The following is a 24,574-nucleotide window of genomic DNA, read 5'->3' as shown; positions in this document are numbered from 1 at the left end:
CCCTTTTTATTTACATATTTACAATCTTAAATCTAAAATTTTTCCTCTGTAATCATCAATTTTAAAGACTGACTCATTATCTGAATCGTCCTTAACATTTCTTTGAGAAAAAGTAGCTCTTCTTGATAAATCGTTGTTTAGATATTTTTTTTCAGCTCTATCTTTATTTTTCACTTTACGATGCAAAGTTTGGGAGTATTCAGTAGCTTGTTTAACCAATAATAAATTTTTAGCTGAATCATAAGACTGTGAAATAGCTTGAACATTTTCAGCTACATTAACAGACTTTGTTAATAAAATTTGGATTTCATGGCTTGAAGGCATTTCTATCGCCACCCAACATTTACTCTTCAATCATTTTCTTAAGTTTAATAAGAATTTGACTATGTATTTGTGAAACCCTTGATTCACTTATTTCTAGAATTTCTCCAATTTCTCTAAAAGTTAAATTATCATCGTAATATAAGGACAAAATAAGCTGCTCTCTCTGAGGTAATTGCTCAATACAACTTTTTAATTTCTCTTTAAAGATTTCTTTGTAAGCTATAACTTCTGGGTCATTACTTTCATCTTTCTCAACATACCAATTTCCTTCGTCATTATCAAAAAAGTAACCATCTAGTTGAAGAATCTGCCTTTTCGCAATTGAAAATTTTATCTTGTCCACATCATTTTCATCGATATTCAGTTTCTCTGCTATCATTTTATCGTCTAAATATTCGTCTTCCCCACATTCATATACTAAATCTTCATATTTCTTGATAAGCGATCTAGTTTCTTTTGGAAGCCAATCTATTTTACGTAAATAATCAATCATTGCACCTTTTATTCTTTTCGTTGCATATGTGTTAAAAGAAGCCCCTTTTTTTGGATCAAATTTTCTGTATGATTGTAGTAAGCCTATTATTCCTTCTTGAATAAGATCGTCTAATTCAACATTTTTTGGAAGAGTACTTTTTAAATTTAGAGCCATATACTTTATTTTCGGTAAATAATCTAAAACTAATTGTTCTTCATCAAAATTATACTTCATTATTCCTTCTCCTTAAATGACTACTATTTCTACTTTTTCTCCTCCACCAACTTTCCGTACCCGTAGTTCACCTGTGGCAATGTCAAATTCAACGCTACGAGCTCTTGAACCTCCAGTATCTTCCGCAACTAGCTTTACACCTAATTCTTTTAAATTCTTTTTCACAGCTTCAACGTTTTTAACTCCTATCTCAAAAGTTGTTTTAGAATTTTTAAACATAGAAGCGCCGCCTGCTATTTTAGCTTCTAAGTTTCTTATATCTCCGCCCATATTTATAATTTCATCTACAACAGCTTTTATGCCAGTGTCAGCATACTTACCTATCCTTTCTCTTTCTCCTCTACTTTCAGGTAGCATTACATGGACAAGTCCTCCGATTCCCTTACTTTTGTCTCTTATACAAGCAGCAACGCAGGATCCGAGGCCTAAAGTTATTAATACAGCTGGATTTTTATCTACAGCATATTCTCCAATTCCTATAACCTTTTTACTCTCCATCTAAAATTTCATCCCCAAACTTTCCAATATTTTTTCGGTGTTTACTTCGTCAGAGATATAGATTAAATAACCTTTAACCTTATCTTCAATATCTTCTACCAAAATATCTGTTTGAATCAAGATGACATAGTCTCCTCCATTTGTTGTTATCAAAGATGTTTCAGAGACTATAGCTGACAACATATCTACTACAACTTTTGGAGGCATTGAATGTACGTTTAATCCTGTAAAATTTGATAAAGCTGTAATATACGAACTACACATGATATTAGCAATTTCTCCAATTGCAGAAGTAGTGAGTTCATCCATATTAGTCAAATCATTTGGCCTTGGAAGCATTAATAATTCAATTACTGATTTAGTTTCTTCCGCTCCCAATAAAAACAGTAAAGCTCCTTTTATTTCACCTTCTATTTCGACCATTGAGCCAGCTGCAATATTTTCGGGATCTTTAAATTTTTTCCATAAATCTGACACAGGAATGACTTCAGCTGACGGCACTGTAATTTTAACCTTCTTACCTAACATCATTGAAATAGAGGTAGCTGCATTCCCAGCTCCAATATTTCCTAATTCTTTTAAAACATCTAATTTTTGGTCATCTATCTTATCAAAAATTGACACTTTATCCCCCCTTTTGTAAATTTTGTTTGTACATATTTAGTATGAAAACTTCCATATATTAATCTCTATTGTTTTTTACATTAGCAATTTCCCATTTAAAAACAAACCTAACTAATTCTTTTTCTAAATCAGGAGTAATTCCTAAAAACTTAATTCCGTATATATTGTCTCCAAGCTGTGTTTGGCCTATTTCTCTTACAATTTCTGCCTCAACATTTTTCAGTGAAAGTTCATCTTTTAAATTTATGTTTATTAATATTTTATCTCCGACCAAAAGGTTTTTCTTTGTTACTATAGCAGCGCCTCCAGCACTGAAATCCTTTGTTACAAAACGATGTTTTTCTACCTTTTTGGTTTTTTCATTATTTTCTGACTCGAATTCCTCTTTCAAATAAAAAAAACCTTCTTCACATAAAGGTATTCTGACATAGTGACGCCTTTGAACTCTATAAATTTCTTTAGGAACGCTAACTATTAAAAATCTTACATTTCCTTCTTTACCTAAACTATGCACGGAACTTTTGAATAAATAAAGAATGTTCTTTGAATAAGCTTTAATAGACAAAGGAACACCGACTGGGATCTTTACATAAGCTCCTTTATAAATAGGTATCCCTATTTTAGCTAAATTTAAATTTTCATTGTGTTCGTATAATATACTTTTGTATATTCCTTTAATACCTTTCTCCTCTATTTCCAAATCCAAAGGCATATTAGTATACAAAACATTTTTAGCTAAAACCTTTTCTATATATTCACTCATTTTTTCACTCCATAATTAACTCTCTAAACCGAAAAGCTTCTTAATTCTCTTTGCAAAACTACTTTCCTTCTGTGAAACTTCAAGATTCAAAATGTTATCAACAATTTTCTTTATATCTTTTGAAAATTTACTATCTTTTTTCATTATAACAACAGGAATTTGAGCTTTTACACTTAAAGGAACATTTGGATCGTACGATAGTTCATAAAAGCTATTTATATCTTTATTCAAAAATTTTTTTACAGTACTAGATAACGCATATTTTATGTTATCTAGTTCTTCCTTATTTTTTGTCATATTTAAAACTATCTCTATTTCAGAGTTTACTCCTAAATATGATAATGCTTTTAACAAGGAATAAGCATTTACTACAGCTGTTGGTTCTGGAGCTGTAATTATAAATATTTTGTCAGAATTTAAGTAAAAATTGTTGAGTTTTTCAGAGTATCCTGCTCCTACATCTATGATAAGATAGTCTGTATCCCTTGTTTCAACTAAAAATTCATTCAAAATAGAACCATCAAAATTGTTTTGAAAAATCTTCCAATCCGAATAATCAAATCCGGTGCTAACTATCTTGACTCCGTGCATCGTGTCTTGAATACATTCTTTAAAAGTTATCGTTCCTTTCATATAATCACTAAGTGTGTGTTGTATAGTACTACCTAAAAGGATGGAAGCATTAGCAAATCCTGCGTCTGAATCAAAAAGAAGAACTTTTTTATCATAAGAGGCTAACAACGCAGCTACGTTAACAGAAAAAATAGATTTCCCAACCCCTCCTTTACCACTTACGACGGAAATTATTTTTGTTTCATTGCTAACAAATTCTTCCCTTAAACTATTTGCTTGATCGTTAAATAAATAGCTCATTCAAATACCTCCCGCATTGCTTTACTTACAAACCACTCTTTATCTGGAAACTTTAAGTCTTCAGGAACTCTCTGACCATCAGTGATTCCAATTAAAGGTAAATTTGAATACTCTAAAAAAGAAAACAATTGTCCAAAAGTGGTTACTTCGTCTATCTTTGTAAATATTAAACAATTTAGCTGGATGATAGAAAAACTGTCGAAGATATTTATCATCTCTTGGGGGTTTGAATTGGCTGAAACAAGCATAATTTTATAATCAGGTTTTATAGAATCAATAAATATCTTCAATTCTCCCATTTGGAGATTATTTTTATGGCTTCTTCCGGCTGTATCTATTAAAACAGTATCATAATTTAATAATGATTCTACAGTAATTTTTAAATCTTGAGGGGTATAGCAAATAAAGAGAGGAACACCCAAAATATCTGCGTATATTTTCAATTGATCAGTAGCTGCAATTCTATATGTATCAATGGTTACAAACGCTATTTTAGAGCGTTCTCTAACGAATTTCGCTGCAATTTTGGCCAAAGTTGTAGTTTTTCCAACTCCTGTTGGTCCTGTAAAAACTATTTTCCCTTTCATTTCTTTAAAATTCGCTAGTTTTATACATTCTGATATTTTTCTTTCAAACTTAACTTTTAAATTTTCATCCTTTCGCCAATTTTCATTAATTGGCAAATCTTCAATTTCTGATATAAGACTATCTATGAAATCTTTGGAATAAGAATTTTTATACAATTCTTCTTTGAGTTCTTGAAGATAAATATTACTTATTTCCAGTTTTTTATTTAATTTGTCTACCGCTTTTTTCAGTTCATTTAGTTTGATGCTGTCTGTTATCCCAATTTTCGAGTCTGTTATCTGATCTATATCATAACTACTTTTTTTATTATAAAAAGCATCAGCATCTTTATCCATTTGAGAAGATAGTTTTCTATTTTCTTCTACTAATTTCAGAAACTCTGCATTACTTTCGATTTTTGTAGGTCTGGTGGTTTCTTTTGTTAGATTACTAAAACTAGCAAATTGATCATTGCGGTTTGAATCTTTTGTAGAATTTTTCGAGATTAAATCTTTTAAAGTATAGGTATTGAAGTTTTCCGTTTTTAAAGCACTTTTTTGGACGTCTTTTTTATGGTCTTGTTTTTTATTATCACTTAAAACCGTTACTTCTAAATATTTTTCTCCACCTATTCCAAAGAAACCACCTTTTTTAACCTTTCTTGTATCCAATATATAAGCGTCTTCACCGAATTCTTCCCTGATTTTTTCCATTGCTTCTGAAATTGTTTTTACGGTATACTTTTTAATTAACATTTATCTTTCCCCCTAAATTTCCACAATTTCTTCAACGCTTAAAGGAGTTTCATAAGGCACCTCTTCATAGGCAATTATACTAATATTTTGAATATATTTCAAAATAAATCTAGAAAAAGGATACCGAATACTTTTTGAACATATTATAACAGGGTTATATCCCTTCATCATCGCATTCTCTAAAGCTTTAGCTATTTTACCTACTAAAACATTTGAATATTCAGGCTCTAGAGCTAATACTCTTTCTGAATTTCTTTCAACTATCGATTCTGCAATCTTCTTTTCTACACTTGGATCAAGAGCCACTACATGTAATTGACCATCATCGGATTTCAAACTCTCCACAATTTGTCGCCCTAAATCTATTCTGACCTGTTCGATCAATTTTTCAATATTATTTCCGTATTTGTCTACAGCTTCGATAAGGCTTTCAAAAATCAAAGGCAAATTTCTTACTGAAACCTTTTCATACAACAATCCGTTTATAACGTTTTTCAACTCATGCATTTTTAACATAGTTGGAATGAGAGTGTCTACAAGTGTCGCATAATTGACTCTTAATCCATCAACCATGATTTCTAACTCTTTTATTCCTACAATTTCATGAGCATATTTTTTTATTGTCTCTGAAAGATGTGTAGCAAAAACACTAGGTGCATCAACTGTAGTATAACCTTTTTCGATTGCTTCATCCTTTAAACTTTCATCTATCCAGTATGCTGTTAAACCGAAAGACGGTTCCTTAGTTTTGATTCCAGGAAGATCCTCCATAGCCATTCCAGAATCAATAGCCAACAACCTATCAGGCATTAATTCAAATCGTCCTACTTCTACCCCTTTTAGTTTAATAACATATTCGTTAGAACTTAACAGTACGCTGTCTCTAATTCTTACTGGAGGGATAATTATACCAAGTTCATAAGCTATTTGTTTTCTAACTATTGTAATTCGGTCTAGTAAATCTCCTCCTTGGTTAGGATCTGCTAGAGGTATTAAACCATAACCAATATCTACCTCAATTGTATCACCTTGAATAATCTCTGAAACTTCTTCTGGTGTTGTCAAAGGAGGAGTAAAAGGGACACCCCTTTGAGGATATTTAGGTTCAACAGGTCCAACTTGTCCCACAGCTTGGTATTCTAAATGCATTTTCTGAGTTTTTCTAGTTGAATAACCCAAATAAAGCAAACCTCCTCCTAAAACTAAGGATGGGAAAAAAGGTAACGGGGTGAAAATTCCTAGAAAAAGTATAATTCCTCCAGTAATACTCAATACTCTGTAATCACTAGTAAGCTGTTCAAGTAAATCTTTACCGAAATTGTCTTTAGATGCTGTCCTTGAAACAATCATACCTGCAGAAGTTGAAATTAAAAGGGCAGGAATCTGAGCGACCAGTCCATCTCCTATAGTTAGTAACGCAAATAATTGAGCAGCCTCTCCAAAATCTAGTCCTTGCTGCAAAACACCTATTAAGATTCCGCCAACTAAATCAATTAGAGTTATAATGAGTCCGGCTATCGCATCACCTCTAACGAACTTACTGGCTCCATCCATCGCACCATAGAAATCAGCTTCTCTTCTTATATCTTCTCTTCTTTGTCTAGCTTCTTCTTCACTAATTAATCCAGCAGAAAGATCAGCATCTATACTCATTTGCTTACCTGGCATTGCGTCTAATGTGAATCTAGCCGCGACCTCAGCGATTCTTTCTGTACCTTTAGTGATTACAAGAAATTGAATGATAATTAAAACCAAGAAGATTATTAATCCGATTATATAATTTCCTCCAACAACAAAATCTCCAAAGGTCTTTACAACTTTCCCTTCAAAATTTTTTCCTTCTAAAAGAATCAATCTGGTCGACGATACATTTAAAGCTAATCTAAAAAGAGTAGTTATAAGTAGAAGAGAAGGAAAAATAGAAATATCCAAAGCTCTTTTTATATATAATGTTGCAAGTAATATTATTATTGACAAAGTTATATTAAGAAGTTGCAAAAAATCAAGCAGAAAAGCTGGAATAGGTATAACCATTAAAATTACTATTCCAACTATTAATATCGATATAACAATATCCAAACCTTTTAATTTGAAGTTCATTTTAATCGCCTCTATTACCTAGAAATCCTATAAACGTAAGCTAATACTTCAGCAACTACTGTGTATAAATCTTCTGGGATTTCTTCGTTTAGATCTACTTCTTCATAAAGTTTTTTCGCTAAAGAAGGTCTTTGTACTATTGGAACTCCATTTTTGAAAGCTATATCTCTTATTTTAAAAGCTATTTCATTGACTCCTTTAGCAACAACTATCGGGGCATCCATAGTTTCAGCATCATATTGCAACGCTACGGCATAATGAGTAGGGTTGGTAACAACGACATCTGCTTCAGGAACCTTCTGCATCATCCTTGTCATTAACATTCTTCTCATTATTTCTCGTTGCCTTTGTTTGACCTCTGGGTTACCTTCAATTTCTTTCATCTCTTGTTTTATTTCATATTTTGACATTTTCAAATCCTGCATATATGCATGTCTTTGATACCAAAAGTCGAAAAGGCTCAAAATTAACAGGGCTATCCCTAATTGGAATAATATTTTAGTTATCATATCGAAAATTATTTGAAAAGATGCACCTATTTCTTGATCAGCCAAAGAAAGAATGAGATTCCAATTACTTTTAAAAATATTGTACGTCAAAAAACCTACAACACAAAGCTTCAAAATAGCCTTCAGCAATTCGACCACAGTTCTCATAGAAAATAGTCTTTTGAAGCCGTTTATTGGATTTATCCTACTTAAGTCGAATTTTAAGGATTTAGTTGTAAAAAGAAATTTAGTCTGTATCATACCCAAAATTGAAGAAACTATCACGGAAACACCAAAAAATATCACTAATTTCAAATATAGGCTTGAATGAGTCTTAACTTCATAAGCAAGTAATTCAGTTCCCTCAAAATCAACCTCTAAAGCAAAATAATCGTAGAAAAGTCTTTCGATCTCTGCTACCAAGGGATTAAATAAAAACATAAGTAGCATTGACATCGCTAATAAACTCATAGCCATGTTAAATTCATTTGATATTGGGATATTTCCTTCTTCTCTTGCCTTTTCTAATCTTCGAGGAGTAGGTTGTTCCGTCTTTTCAGGGTCTGCAAATAATTGTAAATCTATCTTGACAAGAGGACCATCGATTTTTTTATCCATTCTATTAGCTGAAAGAATAAAGCTGAAAAATTTTCTCCCCAAATCATAATCACTCCTAACAATAATAAAAAACCAATCAGAATCTCTATAGGCAAACCTACCATAAAAACATTTACTTGTGGAATTAATCTTGAAACAATCCCAAGAGCTACTTTTAACAATATCATAAACGCGATAATTGGCATAGAGAATTTTAGTCCAATAATAAATACATCAAAAAGCTTTTGTGAAAAGATAGCATAACTTTCAACATTCAAGTTAAATATCACAGGGATTTTATGAAACGAATCAATTATTAATGTGTATAATACCAAAGGTCCTTTTATAATAAAAAAAAACAGAACACTGAATAAAAAAGAAAACTCAGATAAAATTGAAATTTCATCATTAGATAAGGGATCGAAAACATTTGCTACTGAAAAACCCATCTGCATCCCAATTATTTCACCTGCAAACTGCACTGCATAAAATAAAATATTTGTTATGAGACCGATGGTGATTCCAATTAAAAAATTTAAAACCATATTATAAACGATCGTACCTATTGGAACATTCAACGGAATGGTATCATTAACACTAGGTAAAATTAAATAAGATATAAATAGACTAATAAAAACTTTCATATGAACTGGTAAAAATTGTGAACTAAACAAGGGAATAAAAAACACTATCCCTACTAATCTAAAGAATATAAAAAAATAAATCCACAAACTATACGACAGAGTCTCTAAGAGCAATTAAATCATCCCTAAATAGTATGTGAACAAATCAAAAGTGAAATCAGCTAAGTTTTGCATGATCCAAGAAAATAAAAGTATCAGAACAAGAAAGGTTATTATGATTTTTGGAGCAAAAGTCAAGGTTTGTTCGTGCAATTGGGTAACGGCCTGAAAGATACTTATGATCAATCCAACTGCAACACTTATTAATAAAATAGGAGAAATAACCTTTAGGAAAACCAATATTCCATTTTCAAAAATTTCAATTAGAACTTCTTCTGTCATATTTTCATCCTCCCGTAAAACTTTTAACCAATCCACTAACTAATAAATCCCATCCATTGACCATCACAAAAATCATGATTTTGAATGGGAGCGAAATTAACACAGGGGGAATCATTATCATACCCATTGAAAGCAAGATACTAGCAACAACCATGTCGATAATTATAAAAGGTAAATAGATTAATATACTCATTTTAAAAGCTATTTCAAGTTCACTGATGGCAAAAGCAGGAACCAAAATATGAAAAGGGGTTTCTTCAACATTTGAAATGTTTAGATTCATCGCTGATGAAAGCATATAAATATTATCTTCGTTTTTATGAGCTACTATCTGAGTTAACATAAAAGTTTTAAATTCCCCTTTAGTTATTTCTAGGGCTTCTTGATATCCAATTTCCCCCTCGTTATATGGTATAACTGCCTTTTGATAAACTCCGTTAAACACCGGAAACATAATCATAATGGTTAAGAACAAAGCTAATGCGAGCATTACTTGATTAGGTGGAGACTGCCTTGTACCAATAGCTTGTCTTACAAATCCTAAAACAATAACTATTCTAGTAAACGAAGTAATAAGCATCAAAAATCCTGGTGCTAATGATAAAACTGTAACTAAAAGTAAAATAGTTAATGTTGGCGACAGTTGATTGGGTACTTCGTTGTTGTTAATTTGTATATCTATCAAGGGAGGAGTAGGTGTTTGCTGAGTAAAAGACAAGGATGTAATAGACACAAATATTCCTAAAACAAATAATATTTTTATAATTCTACTTTTCTTTTTGATCTTTTTCATTTGTCTTATCCCGCTTTAAAAACTTTGTAAAAGTATCTATAAATTTTGGAGATTCACCCATCAGTTCAAAAATTTCTTCTTCATTCACTTTTCTTATTACTTCACTAGAATTTGAACTTACTAAAATAAGGTAATATTCATTGAAAATCTTAAGCAACCCTACATAAAGATTTCTATCGATATAGAATTTTTTAACAAGGACCACTTCTTTATTCTTCGGCCCTTTTTTTATTGATTTGTTTAAAAAATAATATATCAAAAATAAAACTATAATAAATAAAATTATTACAACAAACCAGATTGTCACATCTAGAGTACTACTGGTAACTGTAGCTGTAGAATAATCGTTAGGCATCTTTATTACTCCAGTTTTTGTAAAGCTTCTATAACCCTAGAAGGTTGAAAAGGCTTGACTATAAAATCTTTTGCGCCTGCCTGAATAGCCTCTATTACCATGGCTTGTTGCCCCATAGCGCTACAAACTATTATTTTTGCATTTGGATCTATTTGCTTAATCTCTCTTATTGCCTGGATACCGTCTTTTACTGGCATCGTAATATCCATTGTCACAAAATCTGGACGTAACTCTTTGTACCTATCAACCGCTTCTTGTCCATTTGCTGCCTCTCCAACAACTTCATAATTAGCTTTAGTTAATATATCTCTTAGCATCATTCTCATAAATGCTGCATCATCTACAATTAGAACTCTTCTGCCCATTCAAGCACCTCCTGAAGCTGACAACTATTGTTTTTTTAATTCTTTTTGTAATTCTTTTTCTAATATACCAATTAAATCAATATAAACTATCAATCTGTTCGCTATTTTTATAATTCCTTTTACATTTTCAGAATAAACATCTTTTTTAGATTGAATCTTTTCTAATTTTGCAGGATCGATAGTTAAAACATTTTCAACTTCATCAACCAACATACCTATTTCCTCATCATTTATCTTCAAAACCAGAATATTTCCATACTTGTGATTTTCAGGAAGTTTTATTTGCAAAATTTTAGCTAAATCTATAATAGGGACGATTCTTCCCCTCAAATTGATTAATCCTTCTATAAAATACCTAGCATTGGGTACTCGAGTAATTTCTGTTATATCTACAACACTTTCAATATTTTCTATCAAAATGGCATACTCTTGATCTAAGATCTTAAAAGAAAGTACATCTTCCATTCCATTTTCTCCCCTTTATATTTAAAATCAAGTTTTACATTAATGAAGCAACATCTAGTATCAAGGCAATTCTACCGTCTCCTAAAATCGCCCCTCCACTGAATTCTTTTACATCGCTTAGTAGTGAACCAAGCGATTTAATGACAATATCGTCTTGTCCTAAAAGTTTATCTACTACAACTCCATGTTTCTTATTTCCAATTCTGACAATAACAATATTTTCTTTTATCAAACCTTGCTTTCTACCATATCCAAACAAATCTCTCAATCTTACTACAGGAATGATTTCGCCTCTTAGGAGAAAAACTTCTCTATCTTCAACAACCTTCAATTCTCCATCAGCTAATCTTTGAGTAGTATCTATATTTGCAATGGGGATAGCATAAACATCATTATCAACGGTTACCAACAATGCTTCTATAATTGCCAAAGTTAAAGGTAATCTTATCGTAACCTTAGTTCCCCTGTCTTTTTTTGTTTCTAAAGAAACAGTTCCTTTTAAGTTTTCAACAGTAGCTTTTACAACATCCATGCCAATTCCTCTACCAGAAACCTCAGTAGAAACAGTTTTGGTAGAAAAACCAGGAAGAAAAACCAAATTATAAATTTCTTCATCGCTCAGTTTTGAAGCTTCAGAAGAACTAATTAATCCTTTCTCTATAGCCTTTCTCAGTATCTCTTCCTTATTCATGCCCCTACCATCGTCTTCGACTTCAATTATAACACCGTTTCCTTCATGTCTTGCCGATAAGATTAAAGTCCCAGCTTCAGGTTTACCCTTTGCTATTCTTTCATGAGGCTTTTCAATCCCATGATCTATAGAATTTCTAATTAAATGCACTAAAGGATCCCCAATTTCATCTGCAACAGTACGGTCTAACTCAGTATCCTCTCCACGAATTATGAAATTAACCTTTTTCCCTAATTCTTGTGAAAGATCCCTAACTAATCGTGGAAAACGATTAAAAACAAAAGATACGGGAACCATTCGCAATTTCATTACAATATTCTGTAAGTCCAAAGTTATTCTTGAAAGTTGTGAAAGACTTTCATCAACTTCTTTTAAGTTATACTTACTTAAAGTTTCAACAATTCTGCTCCGTGCAATCACAAGTTCAGCCATCAAATTCATTAATTCATCTAATTTGTTAATATCCACCCTAATTGTTTTCAGTAATTTCACTTCTTTTTCATTATTTTCGATGTTTTCCTCTTGCTGTTTCTCTTTCTCTAAAATTGCTTCTTCCATCAAACTTTCAGAAAATTCATCAACATAAACGGATTGGACTTCTGCTATTTTATTAATAGCTTCAGCTATTTCTCCTATACTTTTTGAAGTTACTATGCCAAACACTAACTCCCTGTCAAAATTTTCTTTTTCGATTTCCTCCACACTGGGGTATGTATAAACGATTTCACAACCAAGTTCTTCCAATCGATGATAAATAGCGTAAGCTCGAGCTTGCTTTAATTGTACGTTTTCTAGCAAAAATACTTTTAAAAAATAGAAATTAAGCCCTTTTTCTTGAGCCTTTTGATATACATGTTTTAAAATGTTCATAGTTTCTTCATTTATATTGTTATAACAGTCTTTAATCCTACCATTAATTATTGTACTCTCTGTTTTTGCAATTTTTTTATATTCTGTTTCCTTATCTTTTAAAGTGACTAAATAATTATCCAACTCAACTTCTAACCTTTTTATGTTAAAAGTTTCGCCCTTCCCACCAGATGCAATATCATTTAAACTTTCTTCTATAGAATCTGCACATTTAAAAAGCAGGTTCATTAAATCTTGATTTAATTTAATCTTATTGGTTCTTAAGAGATCTAGTATGCTTTCTAATTTATGCGAGACCTGCGCTAGAACATCAAATTCCATTGTGCCAGCCATTCCTTTCAAAGTATGAATTATCCTAAATATACTATTTATTATTTCCAAGTTTCCTTTATCTTTCTCAAGTTCTAACAAAAGGTCATTTAATTCTTGAATATTTTCTTTTGCCTCTTCTAAGAATACAGTCAAATAGACATCCATATCAGGCACGGTTATCCCCTCCTCAACTTTAATAACTTAGATAACTGCTTAAGCAATCCCACTCTTTTATCGATTTACCAACTTGATTACGAATTGCTTGCAATCCACTCCATAGTGCATAGTATGAAGCTCTTTTTCTTATGTCTTCTCTATTAACCTCGAATATTTTCTTAGTGGAAAATAATTGATCTTCAAAGTATAAACCAAAGTAAACAGTTCCTACCGGTTTTTCTGCCGTTCCACCAGTTGGTCCAGCTATTCCACTTACCGAAACACATAAATCCGCATTTGTCAATTCTTTTAATCCTTTTACCATTTCTAAAACAGTTTCAGTACTAACAGCTCCAAATTTTTTTAATGTATTTTCTTTGACTTGAAGCATTTTTTGTTTTAAATCGTTAGAATAAGATACAACAGAACCTACAAACACTTCTGATACACCAGGTACAGAAACAAAAATATCAGAAATCATTCCACCCGTACACGACTCTGCAAAAGAAATCTTCCAATTTTTTTCCACAAGTTCATTAAAAAGAGTAACTTCTAATCTATCTAAACCTATGAAATTATCGGGAAATTCGTTTATTATCATATTAAAAATATTATCAAATTCTTCTTTATTTTCCAATCTTAACCTCAGACTAGGACCTACATACTCTTCGATTTTTGTTGAGTAATCAAGATTTTCAACATATTTGGAAACACTATCCATAAACTCCGCTTCAGTTAAACCATAAAAATATAGAACACATTCATATTTTTTGTTCGATTTTTCATGTTCTAATTCCGGCAAAATATAATTATCAAACATATAAGAAGCTTCCCTAAAAGGACCTGGTAATAGATAAATGACTTTTTCTGTGATCGTTACTTTTTGACCCGGAGCACTTCCCATTAAATTAGGAAGTACTTGAGCGCCTTCTATAACGTAAGCTTGCTTTTTTAAAATTTCCAGCGATTTGGAAACTCTTTTCCTGTAATATTTTTTAATGTCTTCATAAACAGACTCATTAAAAACTATTCCTAAATTTAGCACTTCTGCTACCGCACGCACTGTCAAGTCATCTTTAGTAGGTCCCAATCCACCAGTCAAGATAATTATATCACTAATATTCAAAGAATCCTCTAAAGTTTTTTTAATTAAATTTAGATCATCTTTGATATTGATAATTTTTAATGTTTCCACACCTACTTCTTTCAGTTTTTGAGCTATATAATTAGAATTTCTATCTACTATGATCCCTTCCGTAAGTTCGCTACCTGTAGCAATTATCGAAACCTTTTTCGACAATAACAATCACCTCAACTAATTACAATGACTTTTATATTACCTTAAAAGTATTTTATCATACTTTCCGCTAATATTTGTATTTAATTATTAACTTTAATAATATATAATAGTAAAGAAATGTTATTAACTATTTTTTAGTGGATTATTTTTATCGAAATCACATTTGTTAAACTATTTTTTAATGAACATCTTTGGTTAGTAATTTGCTTGAGATATGAACATAGGATTTGGTAGGTTACAAGGCGGAGGTTCTTCCCTAATCACAATCAATTTAATGAAAAATATTTGAATAAAACAAATATTTTTAAAAAACTTTAATTTTATAATATAAGTAAATTGCTAGAATTTTTTTAAACTTCATAATTCCTTTCTAAAAGTATTCTACGGAGGTTTTTATACACAATGAAGAGAGATATTGTAGAAGAAGCAAATAAAATAATTAGTCATTTTCCTAGGTTCCATTCTGAAGAAGATCCCTTTAAAATCTTAATAGAAACTATATTATCTCAAAGAACAAGAGACGAAAATACCGAGAAGGCAGCTAAGGCATTATTTTCGAAATATAACAATGTTTTTGAACTTTCAAAAGCTCAACCAGAAGATTTATATGAGTTAATAAAACCATCTGGAATGTATAAACAAAAAAGTAAAAGAATTATTGAAATTTCAAAAATATTAGTCGACCAGTATAATGGAGAAGTTCCAGATACTTTAGAAGAGCTTTTAAAACTTCCTGGAGTTGGCAGAAAAACTGCAAATATTGTATTATATGTTGGATTTGGTAAGAAGGCGTTAGCAGTGGATACACATGTTCATAGGATTTCAAATAGATTAGGATGGGTGAACACAAAAACACCTGAAGAAACTGAAGATGAGTTGAAAAAAATAATCCCTCCTGAACTTTGGGGACCTCTTAATGGAGCAATGGTAAATTTTGGACAAAAAATATGTAAACCTATCTCTCCAAAATGCTTTGATTGCATTCTAAAGGATGTTTGCCCTTCAGCAAACCAGTTCTTAAAACCTGAAAAAAAATAAAAGCCTCTCGTGTTTGAGAGACTTTTAAATTATTTCTTATTCTTTTTTAGATTTATGTCATTAAGGTTTTCAAGTTGTTTTAAAAGTTCAGGAGGTGCAATGCTTATATTGCTACTATCCTCTTCCTCAAAAAATTTTCTCAATTTTTCTTCGAAAACAGCATATTGTTTTTTGAAATAATTAACGTCATTATCAACCCAATTAACAATACTTTTTGTTACTGACTCTATTCTTTCTTCCTCTAGTTCTATTTCCTCTTCGCTAAGTTGATTAAGAAGTTCAAATTCTTCTTTAACAGCTTCTTTAACATTTTCTTCATTTAATAGATTATTTTTTCTTAATATTCTTAAAGAAATATTAATTCTAAACTTTAGATCTTCTATTGACATCTCTAAGCTATCTAATCGTGCCATTAATAATTGTAAAAGTTGATCAATTGTAATTTGCATTAAAAAGCCTCCTATTTTAAGTTTCTAATACTTCCTTTTGAAACACAAAACGAAAATTTGCAAATATTTTAGATCGAATGTGTCTTGTTCAGTCACCTATATTTAATAGAAAAACTCCGATTTTAAATTTCGTGTCATTAACTCATATATAGCCTTTTTTGGATCTAATCCTTCATATAACGCTTCATAAATCTTGAAAGCAATAGGCATTTCAATGTTTTTTGCTCTAGCATCGTTATAAACTGCCTTTGCGGTGTACACGCCTTCTGCCACCATAGGCATTTCATCAATTATTTCTTCAAGAGATTTGCCTGTTGAAAGCATCTCTCCGACATATCTATTTCTACTATGAGAACTTGTACAAGTAACCACTAAATCGCCAATTCCTGCCAAACCCATAAAAGTTTCTTTTTTGCCGCCATAATGTCTACCATATCTGATTATTTCTACAAGTGATCTTGTAATAAGAGCAGCTTTTGTGTTGTCCCATTTTCCAAAACCGTCAATAACCCCAGCTCCTATTGCGTAAATATTTTTAACCGCACCGCTAATTTCGACACCTATTAAATCTTCATTAGAATAAACTCTAAATGTTTCAGAACTAAATATCTCTTGAATATATTGATTCATACGTTTCTTTTTACTTGCCACTACAACACTTGTAGGTACATCTTGAGAAACTTCTTCTGCATGACTTGGACCACTTAGAGTACAATAATGGGAATCTCCAAGAGTTTCCTTAAAAATATGTTGTGGAAGCTTTAAATTGCTTATTTCCATACCTTTGGATAGATTTACAAAAATTGTTTGCCGAGTCAATTTCTGTTTATCTACACTACTTAATACATTTCTTATATATTGAACAGGAATAGCAATGACTACAATATCTGCTTGTTCTAAACTTTTATTTATATCAGGTTCGACGTTAATATTAGAAGGTATTTTTATTCCTGGTAAATACCGACTATTTTCACCTTCATCAATGAGAGACAGAACTTCTTGACTTCTATCCCAGATTTTCACTTGATGACCGTTTTTTGAGAGCAAACAAGATATTGCAGTACCCCAACTACCACCGCCCAAAACTGTAACTTTAACCATTACTTTCTAACTCCTCAGCTATTTTGTTTATGGCCTCTTTCACCGCCGGAGTTCTATATGCTTTTGCTATATCATCTAATTTTATGATCCATCCATCATGTCTTTTTGAAACGTCAACAAGAAAGGACTGAGAAAATCCGGCATCATCACTAAAAACCTTTAAAAGATAGTTGGTTTCGGGAGAATTACAATTACTATAAATATCACTAATAAAGAAAACTTTTTCTTCTTGCTTATACTTAAAATTCTGTAAAGACTTTAATTTTGATAAGTTAACCGTTTTAATTTTCTTATGTGACAAAGTATTTTCTCCTTCTAATAATCTTCTAATTGGTTTTTTACACTTTTTTCTAGAAATAAGAAAAAATTCAGACCTACCTTGAGCTTCCCATTTTGCTTCATATCTAGTCTTAATCGGAATTTCAAAATCAGTTTTTAATGGGGTAACTTCAAAACAACCGTTGTTTAAGAAATTTTCTCTAACTTCTTCGGCGTACAATTTTACATCTGTTGTCAAGAATACTTCTCCATTAGTTTCTAGAACCCCCGACAATGTATCAATAAAATCTTCACTAAACAGCCTTTTCTTAGAATGCTTTTTCTTCGGCCACGGGCAAGGAAAATTGACAATTATCTTATAAATTGAATCGTCGAAGAAAAATTCTCTTATTGCGAATCTTGCATCTTCGAGTATTATCCTAATATTACTTAGGTTGTTAACATGAATTTTCTTTTGAATTTTATAACAGGAAGTTAAAGATGTTTCAATTCCAATAAAATTGTACTCTGGATGCTTTTTAGCTAAACCTATTAAAAACTCTCCACCACCAAATCCTATTTCTACAATAAGTTTGTTATTATTACTAAATATTTTAGACCAATCTAATGGAAAATAAGTTAGGTCTTTAGTATAAATTTGATATTTTCCCAAAAACGAATGATTCAATTTTCTCCTCCCTTAGAATAAAGGGACGTAGCCACTTTAGAAATTCTAAGAACTTTGTTTATTGCTGACTAAAAATTTGAGTAAATTTTTATGCTCCAACGTTGGTATCAGTAATTGGTGCTGTTTCTCCTAGATATTGTTTAACTTTTCGATGTAATTGAGACTTTTTTCTGGCGGCATTATTTTTATGAATAACACCTTTTGATTCAGCAGTGTCAATAACTTTAAATGCTTTATTTAAAAGTTGATTGATTTGTTCTTTGTCAGCGTTTGCCTTAATACTCTTGTCTATCTCTTTTTGAACTTCTTTAATTCTTTTCATATATCCTCTATTCTTAGACCTTCTTTTTTCAGATTGTTTAACTCTTTTTTTTGCAGATTTTGTATTTGGCACCTAACTTTTACCTCCTTGATTTTCTAAATTTTTGATTAATTTATCGTTTTCATATATTTGGAAATCTTTGCAAGGTATATTATTGAATATTTTTATCAAATATTCCTTCACTTCATAGTTTTATCGGTTCTAAAATAATTTTGGATATTCTTTTTTATCCAAAAGAAGTGGAAGGAGTTGCTACTTTGTAACATATTTAGTACAAAATTATTTTTTAAATTAATTTTAATCATTTATCTGAGTTATAATCCTAAGGCGCTTCTTAGTTCTTTAACCTTATCCAACCTTTCCCATGGAAATTCGAAATCATCTCTTCCAAAATGTCCGTATGCAGCAGTTTTTTTGTAAAAGGGTTGAAGCAAGTTTAGATTATCGATAATAGCAGCTGGGCGAAAATCAAACATTTCTCTTACTACTTTATAAATCTTTTCTTCTTCAACTTTCGCTGTTCCCTTTGTATCAATGTTAATTGAAACGGGTTGAGCGACACCTATTGCATAAGACAACTGGATTAACACCTCATCAGCAGCTCCACTTGCAACCAAATTTTTTGCCACATACCTTGCCATGTAAGTAGCAGACCTATCAACTTTTGTTGGGTCTTTCCCAGAAAATGATCCTCCTCCATGAGGGGCCCATCCTCCATAGGTATCAACTATTATTTTTCTTCCAGTCAATCCAGTGTCCGCTTGAGGACCACCTATAACAAATCTCCCAGTAGGATTGATTAATATCTTTGTATCTTTTGTGACAAGTTCTGGAGGAATGACAGGTTCTATAACAAACTTTTTGATAGCTTCTTCAAGTTGATCACGAGTTGCATCAGGGGCATGTTGAGCAGAAATTAAGATCGTATCTATTGCTACAGGCTTATTGTTTTCGTCGTATTCGACTGTAACCTGTGTTTTTCCATCAGGTCTTAAAAAGTCCACTACCTTTGTCTTTCTGACAACTGCTAACCTACGAGCAAGTCTATGAGCCAAAACAATAGGTAAAGGCATGTAAACATCGGTTTCATTTGTAGCGTATCCAAACATAATTCCTTGATCTCCAGCACCGATACGATCATAAGGGTCAACCTTATCTTTTTTGATTTTTGATTCTAAAGATTTATCGACTCCCATAGCTATGTCGGGAGATTGCTCTTCTATTGAAGTTACAACAGCACATGTTTCACCATCAAAGCCAAACTTAGCTCTGTTGTATCCAATTTCAAGCACTGTATTTCTTGCTACAGTTGGAACATCAACATAGGCACTGGTTCTTATTTCTCCTGTTACAACAACTAGTCCTCTAGTTACTAAAGTTTCTACAGCAGATCTAACGTTTATTCTATTCTCCTTAGGTTCTTTTTCCAATAGGGAATCAAGAATGGCATCAGAAATTTGATCACAGATTTTGTCTGGATGCCCTTCTGTTACGCTTTCACTTGTAAAAAGTTTTTTCTTCATCATTCGTCCTCCTGCGATTGTCTTTAATAGATAATTTTGAAATTCTAAGGATCTAATTTAGCGCTAAATTAAATGTTTTTTAAATATTTAGTACTTTCCTTACGTCTAAACGATCATATAGAGCATCTCTAAACTGAAAGTTTGACTAAATCACATTTAAGATCAATCAGTATTTGGCTTGATGAACCACTTAAGTTCAAAATATTTTTACACTCTAGCTTTTAATTTAATGTGAGTTCACTCAAGCATTGCATTTTCATAAATATAGTTAGGGCTTAACATTGTGCCCCTTCAAATTAGAATATTTTTCACAAAAATAACCACTTTTAATACAACTATCATCTTAAATACAATGTTTAAAACGCTAAATTAAAATCCGATTCTTATTATATCAAAAAAAAACGTTTCGTCAACCATAAAAAAGAAATGTTATATTAATTTTTTTAAACAATATTAATACGGCCTTACGAACTTTATATTATAAACTTTTTCATTGCCCCAAAAATCTTCTAAAACGACCTTACCTCTCAAATCACCTGAAGAAGTGTGAGAGAAAGCAGAAAAGTCGTTAACAACGATAGGGCTCAAGTTATAATCTGAATACATTTTAATCCAGTATACAGATGCTGTGGAACCGTAGGCATAAATTGTTTCGGCTTTGTAAACTTCGTCTTCTTTTAATTTACTAAATTCAACTTTATAAGTTAGAATATCGTTTATGTACAAAGAAACCTTTTTTGGAACAATGGTTGAATTATCTCCTAGTTTTTGCCTAACTCTAACATCGATTTTTGGATAAACACCCGCATATTCTACTATATTTTCCTTGCCGTCTGTAACTTCAAAATACTTATTATTGGATCGAATTTGTATAAGCTCTAATTGTTTTGATCTAGTTTCTTGATATTCCAAAAATTCTAACGCATCGTAGATAATCTGCCCCTCAGGTGTTTCTTCTAAAACTTCAAAGTGTAAATGAGGAGCCGTTGCTTCTCCAGTATCACCCGAGTTTGCAATAATTTCGTTTGTTTTTATGGGTATCGCACTTGCTGGAAAGACAATTTCAATTGTCTGGTTACCAAATTCTTCTTTAACAAGGTCAACATAGCGAGAAATTTTCTCAGAAAAACTTTGTAGATGTGCATAGCCTGAGATTAAGCTTGTATCTTCATGGAATATAAAAATTGCATTTCCATACAAATTATCATTTATCCAAACTTTATAAAGATAACCATCTCCTCCACAATAAACAGGAAGCCCAGTTCTTCCAAAAGTTGAAAAATCAACGCCTAAATGAAAATGAGAAACCGGTCCAGTATTTCTGTATTCTCCAAATGCTGCTGTTATATAAGAATTTTTTACAGGTGGTTGAAAAAGTTGAGAATATACAGCTAATGTTGCTAAAATTAGAACCAAGAAAATAGAAATATATCTTTTTTTCAAACTTTATCCCTCCAAATTTTTTCTTCTATGATATACACATGTAAAATGAAACAATAAGCTAATGAAGGCTATAAAAATAATCGAGAAAGTTACTAAAGTTTAAAGATAGGGACTATTATTCATTTGAACTCGGTGTACCACTGTCTTGAAATAATTTGATATATTTAGAAGGGACCATCATTTTAACAGCATGTTTATAAACTAATGATTGTTCGCCACTTTTTTCTAAAAGAATAGTGTAATCATCGAAAGATCTGACGATACCACTTGTTTGAAATCCCCCTTCTAAATAAACTTTGACTTCTATCTTGTTAATGCGTAAAATGTTTAAAAATCTATCCTGCAGGTTAAATTTTTCAGCCACTTTTATCACCCCTAATTTTGTTGTTTTATTTTAAGTATGATTTTCCTTATTGCATCTTCCTCAGAAAGTTCACTCAAATTCAACCATAATGAGTTTTCAAATCTTCTGAAATAAATTATTTGCCTTCGGGCATAATTTCTAGTGTTAACTTTCATTTTATGGACCATTGTATCATATTCAATTTCACCTTCTAAATATTTTATCACTTCTTTATAACCAATTGTGTTTAGTGAATTTAAATTTTTAGAAAAACCTAATGAAAGAATATTATTAACCTCTTCGATAAGGCCTTCTTTTAGCATTTTTTCTGTCCTTTGATTAATTCTCTCATGTAACTCTTTTCTATCTCTATCTAAAACAACTATTTCATAGTTGAATTTTGGTTGTTCAGGACCTTGAAATTTAATTAGTTCACCCATTCTTTTTCCAGTAACAATATATACCTCAAGAGCTCTTATTGTTCTTTTAACATCATTTGGATGTATTCTTAAAGCACTTTCTGGATCTATGTCTGTTAACATCTTTCTAAGTATTCCAGGATTTTCGTTTTCTAATTTTCGAAGATAAGTTCTGACTCCATGATCAGATTCAACATTTAGGAAACCTTTTTGAAGCGCATCAATATATAGACCTGTCCCCCCTACTAAAATAGGAAATTTATTGTTATTTAACACTTCTTCAATTGTTTTTTCAGCAGCTAATTTATAATCATAAGCTGTAAAATGTTCATCTAATTCGACAAATCCAAACAAATGATGTTTAACTAATTTCAATGTTTGTTCGTCGGGGAAAGAAGTCCCTATTTTCAGATTTTTGTAAATCTGCCTTGAATCCATGCAAATTATTTCACCATCAAGTTCTTGAGCAACTCTGATGGATATTTCTGTTTTTCCAACAGCAGTAGGGCCAGTAATTATTAAAACCTTATTCTTGTTATCTTTCATTTCTTTTCAATCACTCCAAAAACGACACCACTTTTTTTACTTCCCGCATTATAATTAAATTTGAACTCATTCCAAATGGAATCATTAACTCGAGCTTTAACGACAACTCTTTTTCTTGAAATTCTAATCATGTTTTCTAAATCTACTTTATCTATCCTGTCATAACTGGCAAATTTTCTTAAAGGATTCATTGAACTAGACTTAAACTGAGGATTTTCAAACATAGGATCACAATACACGGAATCATAGCTATTATCAACTTGCCTTTTTATAAAATCTTTATAATTTTCGTGATAGATTTTTATTTTTTCAGAAGACTCTTTCAACCACAATTCTTTAAATTGATACCTTTTTAAACTTTCTTTAACTACTACGTAAATAGGAAAAGATGCTTCAATTCCAATCACTTCTTTACAAAAATAACCTAAAAGAAGTGCATCACTTCCAAGACCAAATGTCAAATCTAAAATTACATCATTTTCTTCAGGTTTTATAGATTCTATCAAATAATCTTTTCCATTTTTTAAATAATTGTTCAATCGTATTTTCGAAACAGAAGGATGGAAAAATAATCTTCCATCCTTCCACTTACAATCTATCGTTAGATTTTTATTTACAACAAAATAAATTTCATCTTCTTTCAAAACATCCTTCAAATTTTTTCTTTCAATAAACTCGCCGTTATATTTGTGAGCCAGTTCCTTAGCCAAACTAATTTGTTCTCCATTTGGGTCATGTGAGGTAGTGAATATCAATCTAGTAAAATCCTCCATCTTTAATCAATACTCCTTTTTTCTTCAACTGCTCTTCTAAGGAATCAATTATCTGTTCCCTTTCTTCAATCTTTTTTTCCAAAGTTGTCTTTTTCGAAGCTAAGCTCTCATATTCATTTTTTAGTGAAATGTAATAATTAACTAACCTAACTATTTGATAAACCATGAAAAATGAAATGAATACTAAAACAAACAAAGCAAAAAATTTCCACCAATCGAAAAACGATTTTTTATTTTTTTTATTGAAAATGTTCTTTTTATTTTTCTTGTTATCAATATCGATTAAAGGCATTTTGACACATCCTCTAAAAGTAAGGTTATTTAACCTTTCAAGCCTGTTCTTGCTATCCCCTCTACAAAATATTTTTGCAAAAATAAGAACAAAATTACTACCGGAATCATCGTGAAAGTAGAGGCGGCCATAAGTAAATTATAAACTTCACCAGCATCTGTCCTAAAATTTTGTAACCCTACCGCTAAGGTCCTCATTTCTGGACTTTTGGTTACTATCAAAACCCAAAGAAAGGCATTCCAGCTACCGACAAACTTTAATAGACCTCCAGTCAAAATTGCAGGCTTACTCAAAGGAACCATCACAGTCCATAGAAATCTCCAACTACTTGAACCATCAATTTTAGCTGCATCCCACAAATCATCTGGAACGGTCATAAATTGTTGCCTGAGCAAAAATATAGCAAAAACACTTATAACCCATGGAACAATTAACGCATAGTAACTATCTATCCACGAAAATTTACTAATAGTTATATAATTAGGTACTAACATCACTTCGCCAGGAACCATCATTGTGGCTAAGAACAATGTGAAAATTGCGTTCTTTCCCCAGAAATTTAACTTTGCAAATGCAAAAGCTGCCATTGAAGAAAAAATTACTTCAAGTAATGTAGTAGCTAAAGCCACAAAGACGGTATTAATATAATAGCGAGAAAATGGTGCGGAATTCCATGCATCCACATAATTTTGAAAAATATTTGCTAGTATCTGTGAAAATGTATACCCAACTTTACTATAAGGTTCTTC

General features: G+C 31.3%; 29 protein-coding genes. 1 reads left to right on the top strand and 28 read right to left on the bottom strand.

The genetic code is table 11. From position 1 onward, the window contains the following. Window positions 1–18: 18 nt before the first annotated feature. From PKN74_RS02155 to PKN74_RS02075, 17 genes are read right to left on the bottom strand one after another with little or no spacing between them, the layout of a single operon-like run. On the bottom strand, window positions 19–336 hold the full coding sequence (locus PKN74_RS02155) for a hypothetical protein (RefSeq protein WP_472308138.1): 318 nt from the start codon (window positions 334–336) through the stop codon (window positions 19–21). Between the two features lie 7 nt (window positions 337–343). Then, entirely contained in the window at window positions 344–1,033 is a 690-nt protein-coding gene (locus tag PKN74_RS02150) for a FliA/WhiG family RNA polymerase sigma factor (protein WP_472308136.1), read from the bottom strand. A gap of 12 nt (window positions 1,034–1,045) precedes the next feature. After that, window positions 1,046–1,531 (bottom strand): chemoreceptor glutamine deamidase/glutamate methylesterase CheD, encoded by a 486-nt coding sequence (gene cheD, locus PKN74_RS02145; protein ID WP_472308134.1) that lies wholly within the window; start codon window positions 1,529–1,531, stop codon window positions 1,046–1,048. Then, complete coding sequence (gene cheC, locus PKN74_RS02140; protein ID WP_472308132.1) at window positions 1,532–2,155, bottom strand: CheY-P phosphatase CheC; 624 nt, start codon at window positions 2,153–2,155, stop codon at window positions 1,532–1,534. Window positions 2,156–2,213: 58 nt separating this feature from the next. After that, on the bottom strand, window positions 2,214–2,918 hold the full coding sequence (locus PKN74_RS02135; RefSeq protein ID WP_472308130.1) for a flagellar brake protein: 705 nt from the start codon (window positions 2,916–2,918) through the stop codon (window positions 2,214–2,216). A 15-nt stretch (window positions 2,919–2,933) separates the two neighbouring features. Continuing rightward, entirely contained in the window at window positions 2,934–3,791 is an 858-nt protein-coding gene (locus PKN74_RS02130) for a P-loop NTPase (protein WP_472308128.1), read from the bottom strand. Further along, window positions 3,788–5,113: a flagellar biosynthesis protein FlhF gene (gene flhF, locus PKN74_RS02125; protein WP_472308126.1), complete on the bottom strand. Its 1,326-nt coding sequence runs from the start codon at window positions 5,111–5,113 to the stop codon at window positions 3,788–3,790. The genes PKN74_RS02130 and flhF overlap by 4 nt, the downstream gene beginning before the upstream one ends. Before the next feature lie 12 nt (window positions 5,114–5,125). Then, window positions 5,126–7,213: a flagellar biosynthesis protein FlhA gene (flhA, locus tag PKN74_RS02120; protein WP_472308124.1), complete on the bottom strand. Its 2,088-nt coding sequence runs from the start codon at window positions 7,211–7,213 to the stop codon at window positions 5,126–5,128. A gap of 14 nt (window positions 7,214–7,227) precedes the next feature. After that, window positions 7,228–8,361, bottom strand: coding sequence for a flagellar biosynthesis protein FlhB (gene flhB, locus PKN74_RS02115; protein WP_472308122.1), 1,134 nt, complete (start codon window positions 8,359–8,361; stop codon window positions 7,228–7,230). Then, window positions 8,283–9,056 carry a flagellar biosynthetic protein FliR gene (gene fliR, locus PKN74_RS02110; protein ID WP_472308120.1) on the bottom strand — a complete coding sequence of 258 codons (774 nt, stop codon included), beginning with the start codon at window positions 9,054–9,056 and terminating at the stop codon, window positions 8,283–8,285. Before fliR ends, flhB begins: the two co-directional genes overlap by 79 nt. Then, window positions 9,057–9,323: a flagellar biosynthesis protein FliQ gene (gene fliQ, locus PKN74_RS02105; RefSeq protein ID WP_472308118.1), complete on the bottom strand. Its 267-nt coding sequence runs from the start codon at window positions 9,321–9,323 to the stop codon at window positions 9,057–9,059. A gap of 4 nt (window positions 9,324–9,327) precedes the next feature. Next, complete coding sequence (gene fliP, locus PKN74_RS02100) at window positions 9,328–10,116, bottom strand: flagellar type III secretion system pore protein FliP (protein ID WP_472308116.1); 789 nt, start codon at window positions 10,114–10,116, stop codon at window positions 9,328–9,330. Next, complete coding sequence (locus PKN74_RS02095; protein ID WP_472308114.1) at window positions 10,091–10,471, bottom strand: hypothetical protein; 381 nt, start codon at window positions 10,469–10,471, stop codon at window positions 10,091–10,093. The genes fliP and PKN74_RS02095 overlap by 26 nt, the downstream gene beginning before the upstream one ends. Window positions 10,472–10,476: 5 nt before the next feature. Then, a complete protein-coding gene (gene cheY, locus PKN74_RS02090; RefSeq protein ID WP_472308112.1) occupies window positions 10,477–10,836 on the bottom strand; it encodes a chemotaxis protein CheY in 360 nt (119 codons plus the stop codon). 24 nt (window positions 10,837–10,860) lie between these two features. Beyond that, entirely contained in the window at window positions 10,861–11,301 is a 441-nt protein-coding gene (locus PKN74_RS02085; protein WP_472308110.1) for a chemotaxis protein CheW, read from the bottom strand. A gap of 34 nt (window positions 11,302–11,335) precedes the next feature. Next, window positions 11,336–13,339 (bottom strand): chemotaxis protein CheA, encoded by a 2,004-nt coding sequence (locus tag PKN74_RS02080; RefSeq protein ID WP_472308216.1) that lies wholly within the window; start codon window positions 13,337–13,339, stop codon window positions 11,336–11,338. 28 nt (window positions 13,340–13,367) lie between these two features. After that, window positions 13,368–14,630 carry a CinA family nicotinamide mononucleotide deamidase-related protein gene (locus PKN74_RS02075; protein WP_472308108.1) on the bottom strand — a complete coding sequence of 421 codons (1,263 nt, stop codon included), beginning with the start codon at window positions 14,628–14,630 and terminating at the stop codon, window positions 13,368–13,370. A gap of 402 nt (window positions 14,631–15,032) precedes the next feature. Between PKN74_RS02075 and nth the strand changes: the two genes are divergently transcribed. After that, complete coding sequence (nth, locus tag PKN74_RS02070; protein WP_472308106.1) at window positions 15,033–15,668, top strand: endonuclease III; 636 nt, start codon at window positions 15,033–15,035, stop codon at window positions 15,666–15,668. Window positions 15,669–15,697: 29 nt separating this feature from the next. On the opposite strand, the gene PKN74_RS02065 is transcribed toward nth, so the two are convergent. The 11 genes from PKN74_RS02065 to PKN74_RS02015 all read right to left on the bottom strand — a co-directional run. After that, entirely contained in the window at window positions 15,698–16,117 is a 420-nt protein-coding gene (locus PKN74_RS02065) for a hypothetical protein (RefSeq protein ID WP_472308104.1), read from the bottom strand. A gap of 102 nt (window positions 16,118–16,219) precedes the next feature. Beyond that, a complete protein-coding gene (locus PKN74_RS02060) occupies window positions 16,220–17,218 on the bottom strand; it encodes an NAD(P)H-dependent glycerol-3-phosphate dehydrogenase (protein WP_472308102.1) in 999 nt (332 codons plus the stop codon). After that, window positions 17,211–18,164, bottom strand: a complete 954-nt coding sequence (trmB, locus tag PKN74_RS02055; RefSeq protein ID WP_472308100.1) for a tRNA (guanosine(46)-N7)-methyltransferase TrmB — start codon at window positions 18,162–18,164, stop codon at window positions 17,211–17,213. The genes PKN74_RS02060 and trmB overlap by 8 nt, the downstream gene beginning before the upstream one ends. An 88-nt stretch (window positions 18,165–18,252) precedes the next feature. Further along, window positions 18,253–18,558, bottom strand: a complete 306-nt coding sequence (rpsT, locus tag PKN74_RS02050; protein ID WP_472308098.1) for a 30S ribosomal protein S20 — start codon at window positions 18,556–18,558, stop codon at window positions 18,253–18,255. Window positions 18,559–18,800: 242 nt separating this feature from the next. Next, complete coding sequence (gene metK / locus PKN74_RS02045; RefSeq protein ID WP_472308096.1) at window positions 18,801–20,009, bottom strand: methionine adenosyltransferase; 1,209 nt, start codon at window positions 20,007–20,009, stop codon at window positions 18,801–18,803. A gap of 453 nt (window positions 20,010–20,462) precedes the next feature. After that, window positions 20,463–21,452 carry a M23 family metallopeptidase gene (locus PKN74_RS02040; protein ID WP_472308094.1) on the bottom strand — a complete coding sequence of 330 codons (990 nt, stop codon included), beginning with the start codon at window positions 21,450–21,452 and terminating at the stop codon, window positions 20,463–20,465. Between the two features lie 115 nt (window positions 21,453–21,567). After that, window positions 21,568–21,816, bottom strand: coding sequence for an RNA chaperone Hfq (gene hfq / locus PKN74_RS02035; RefSeq protein ID WP_472308092.1), 249 nt, complete (start codon window positions 21,814–21,816; stop codon window positions 21,568–21,570). 11 nt (window positions 21,817–21,827) lie between these two features. Further along, the gene (gene miaA, locus PKN74_RS02030; RefSeq protein WP_472308090.1) at window positions 21,828–22,760 is read right to left on the bottom strand and encodes a tRNA (adenosine(37)-N6)-dimethylallyltransferase MiaA; all 933 of its coding nucleotides are present in this window, start codon (window positions 22,758–22,760) and stop codon (window positions 21,828–21,830) included. Continuing rightward, on the bottom strand, window positions 22,757–23,533 hold the full coding sequence (locus tag PKN74_RS02025) for a class I SAM-dependent methyltransferase (protein WP_472308088.1): 777 nt from the start codon (window positions 23,531–23,533) through the stop codon (window positions 22,757–22,759). The genes miaA and PKN74_RS02025 overlap by 4 nt, the downstream gene beginning before the upstream one ends. Beyond that, window positions 23,517–23,825 (bottom strand): hypothetical protein, encoded by a 309-nt coding sequence (locus tag PKN74_RS02020; protein WP_472308086.1) that lies wholly within the window; start codon window positions 23,823–23,825, stop codon window positions 23,517–23,519. The genes PKN74_RS02025 and PKN74_RS02020 overlap by 17 nt, the downstream gene beginning before the upstream one ends. A gap of 29 nt (window positions 23,826–23,854) precedes the next feature. Further along, window positions 23,855–24,574 (bottom strand): carbohydrate ABC transporter permease (locus PKN74_RS02015; RefSeq protein WP_472308084.1); only part of this gene is annotated, 720 nt, incomplete at its 5' end.

The sequence above is a fragment of the Defluviitoga sp. genome, from assembly GCF_035349255.1.
In the GTDB taxonomy this organism is placed as follows: Bacteria; Thermotogota; Thermotogae; order Petrotogales; family Petrotogaceae; genus Defluviitoga.
The sequence above is the reverse complement of the archived record's forward strand: the minus strand, read 5'-3'. Positions and strand labels throughout refer to the sequence as shown.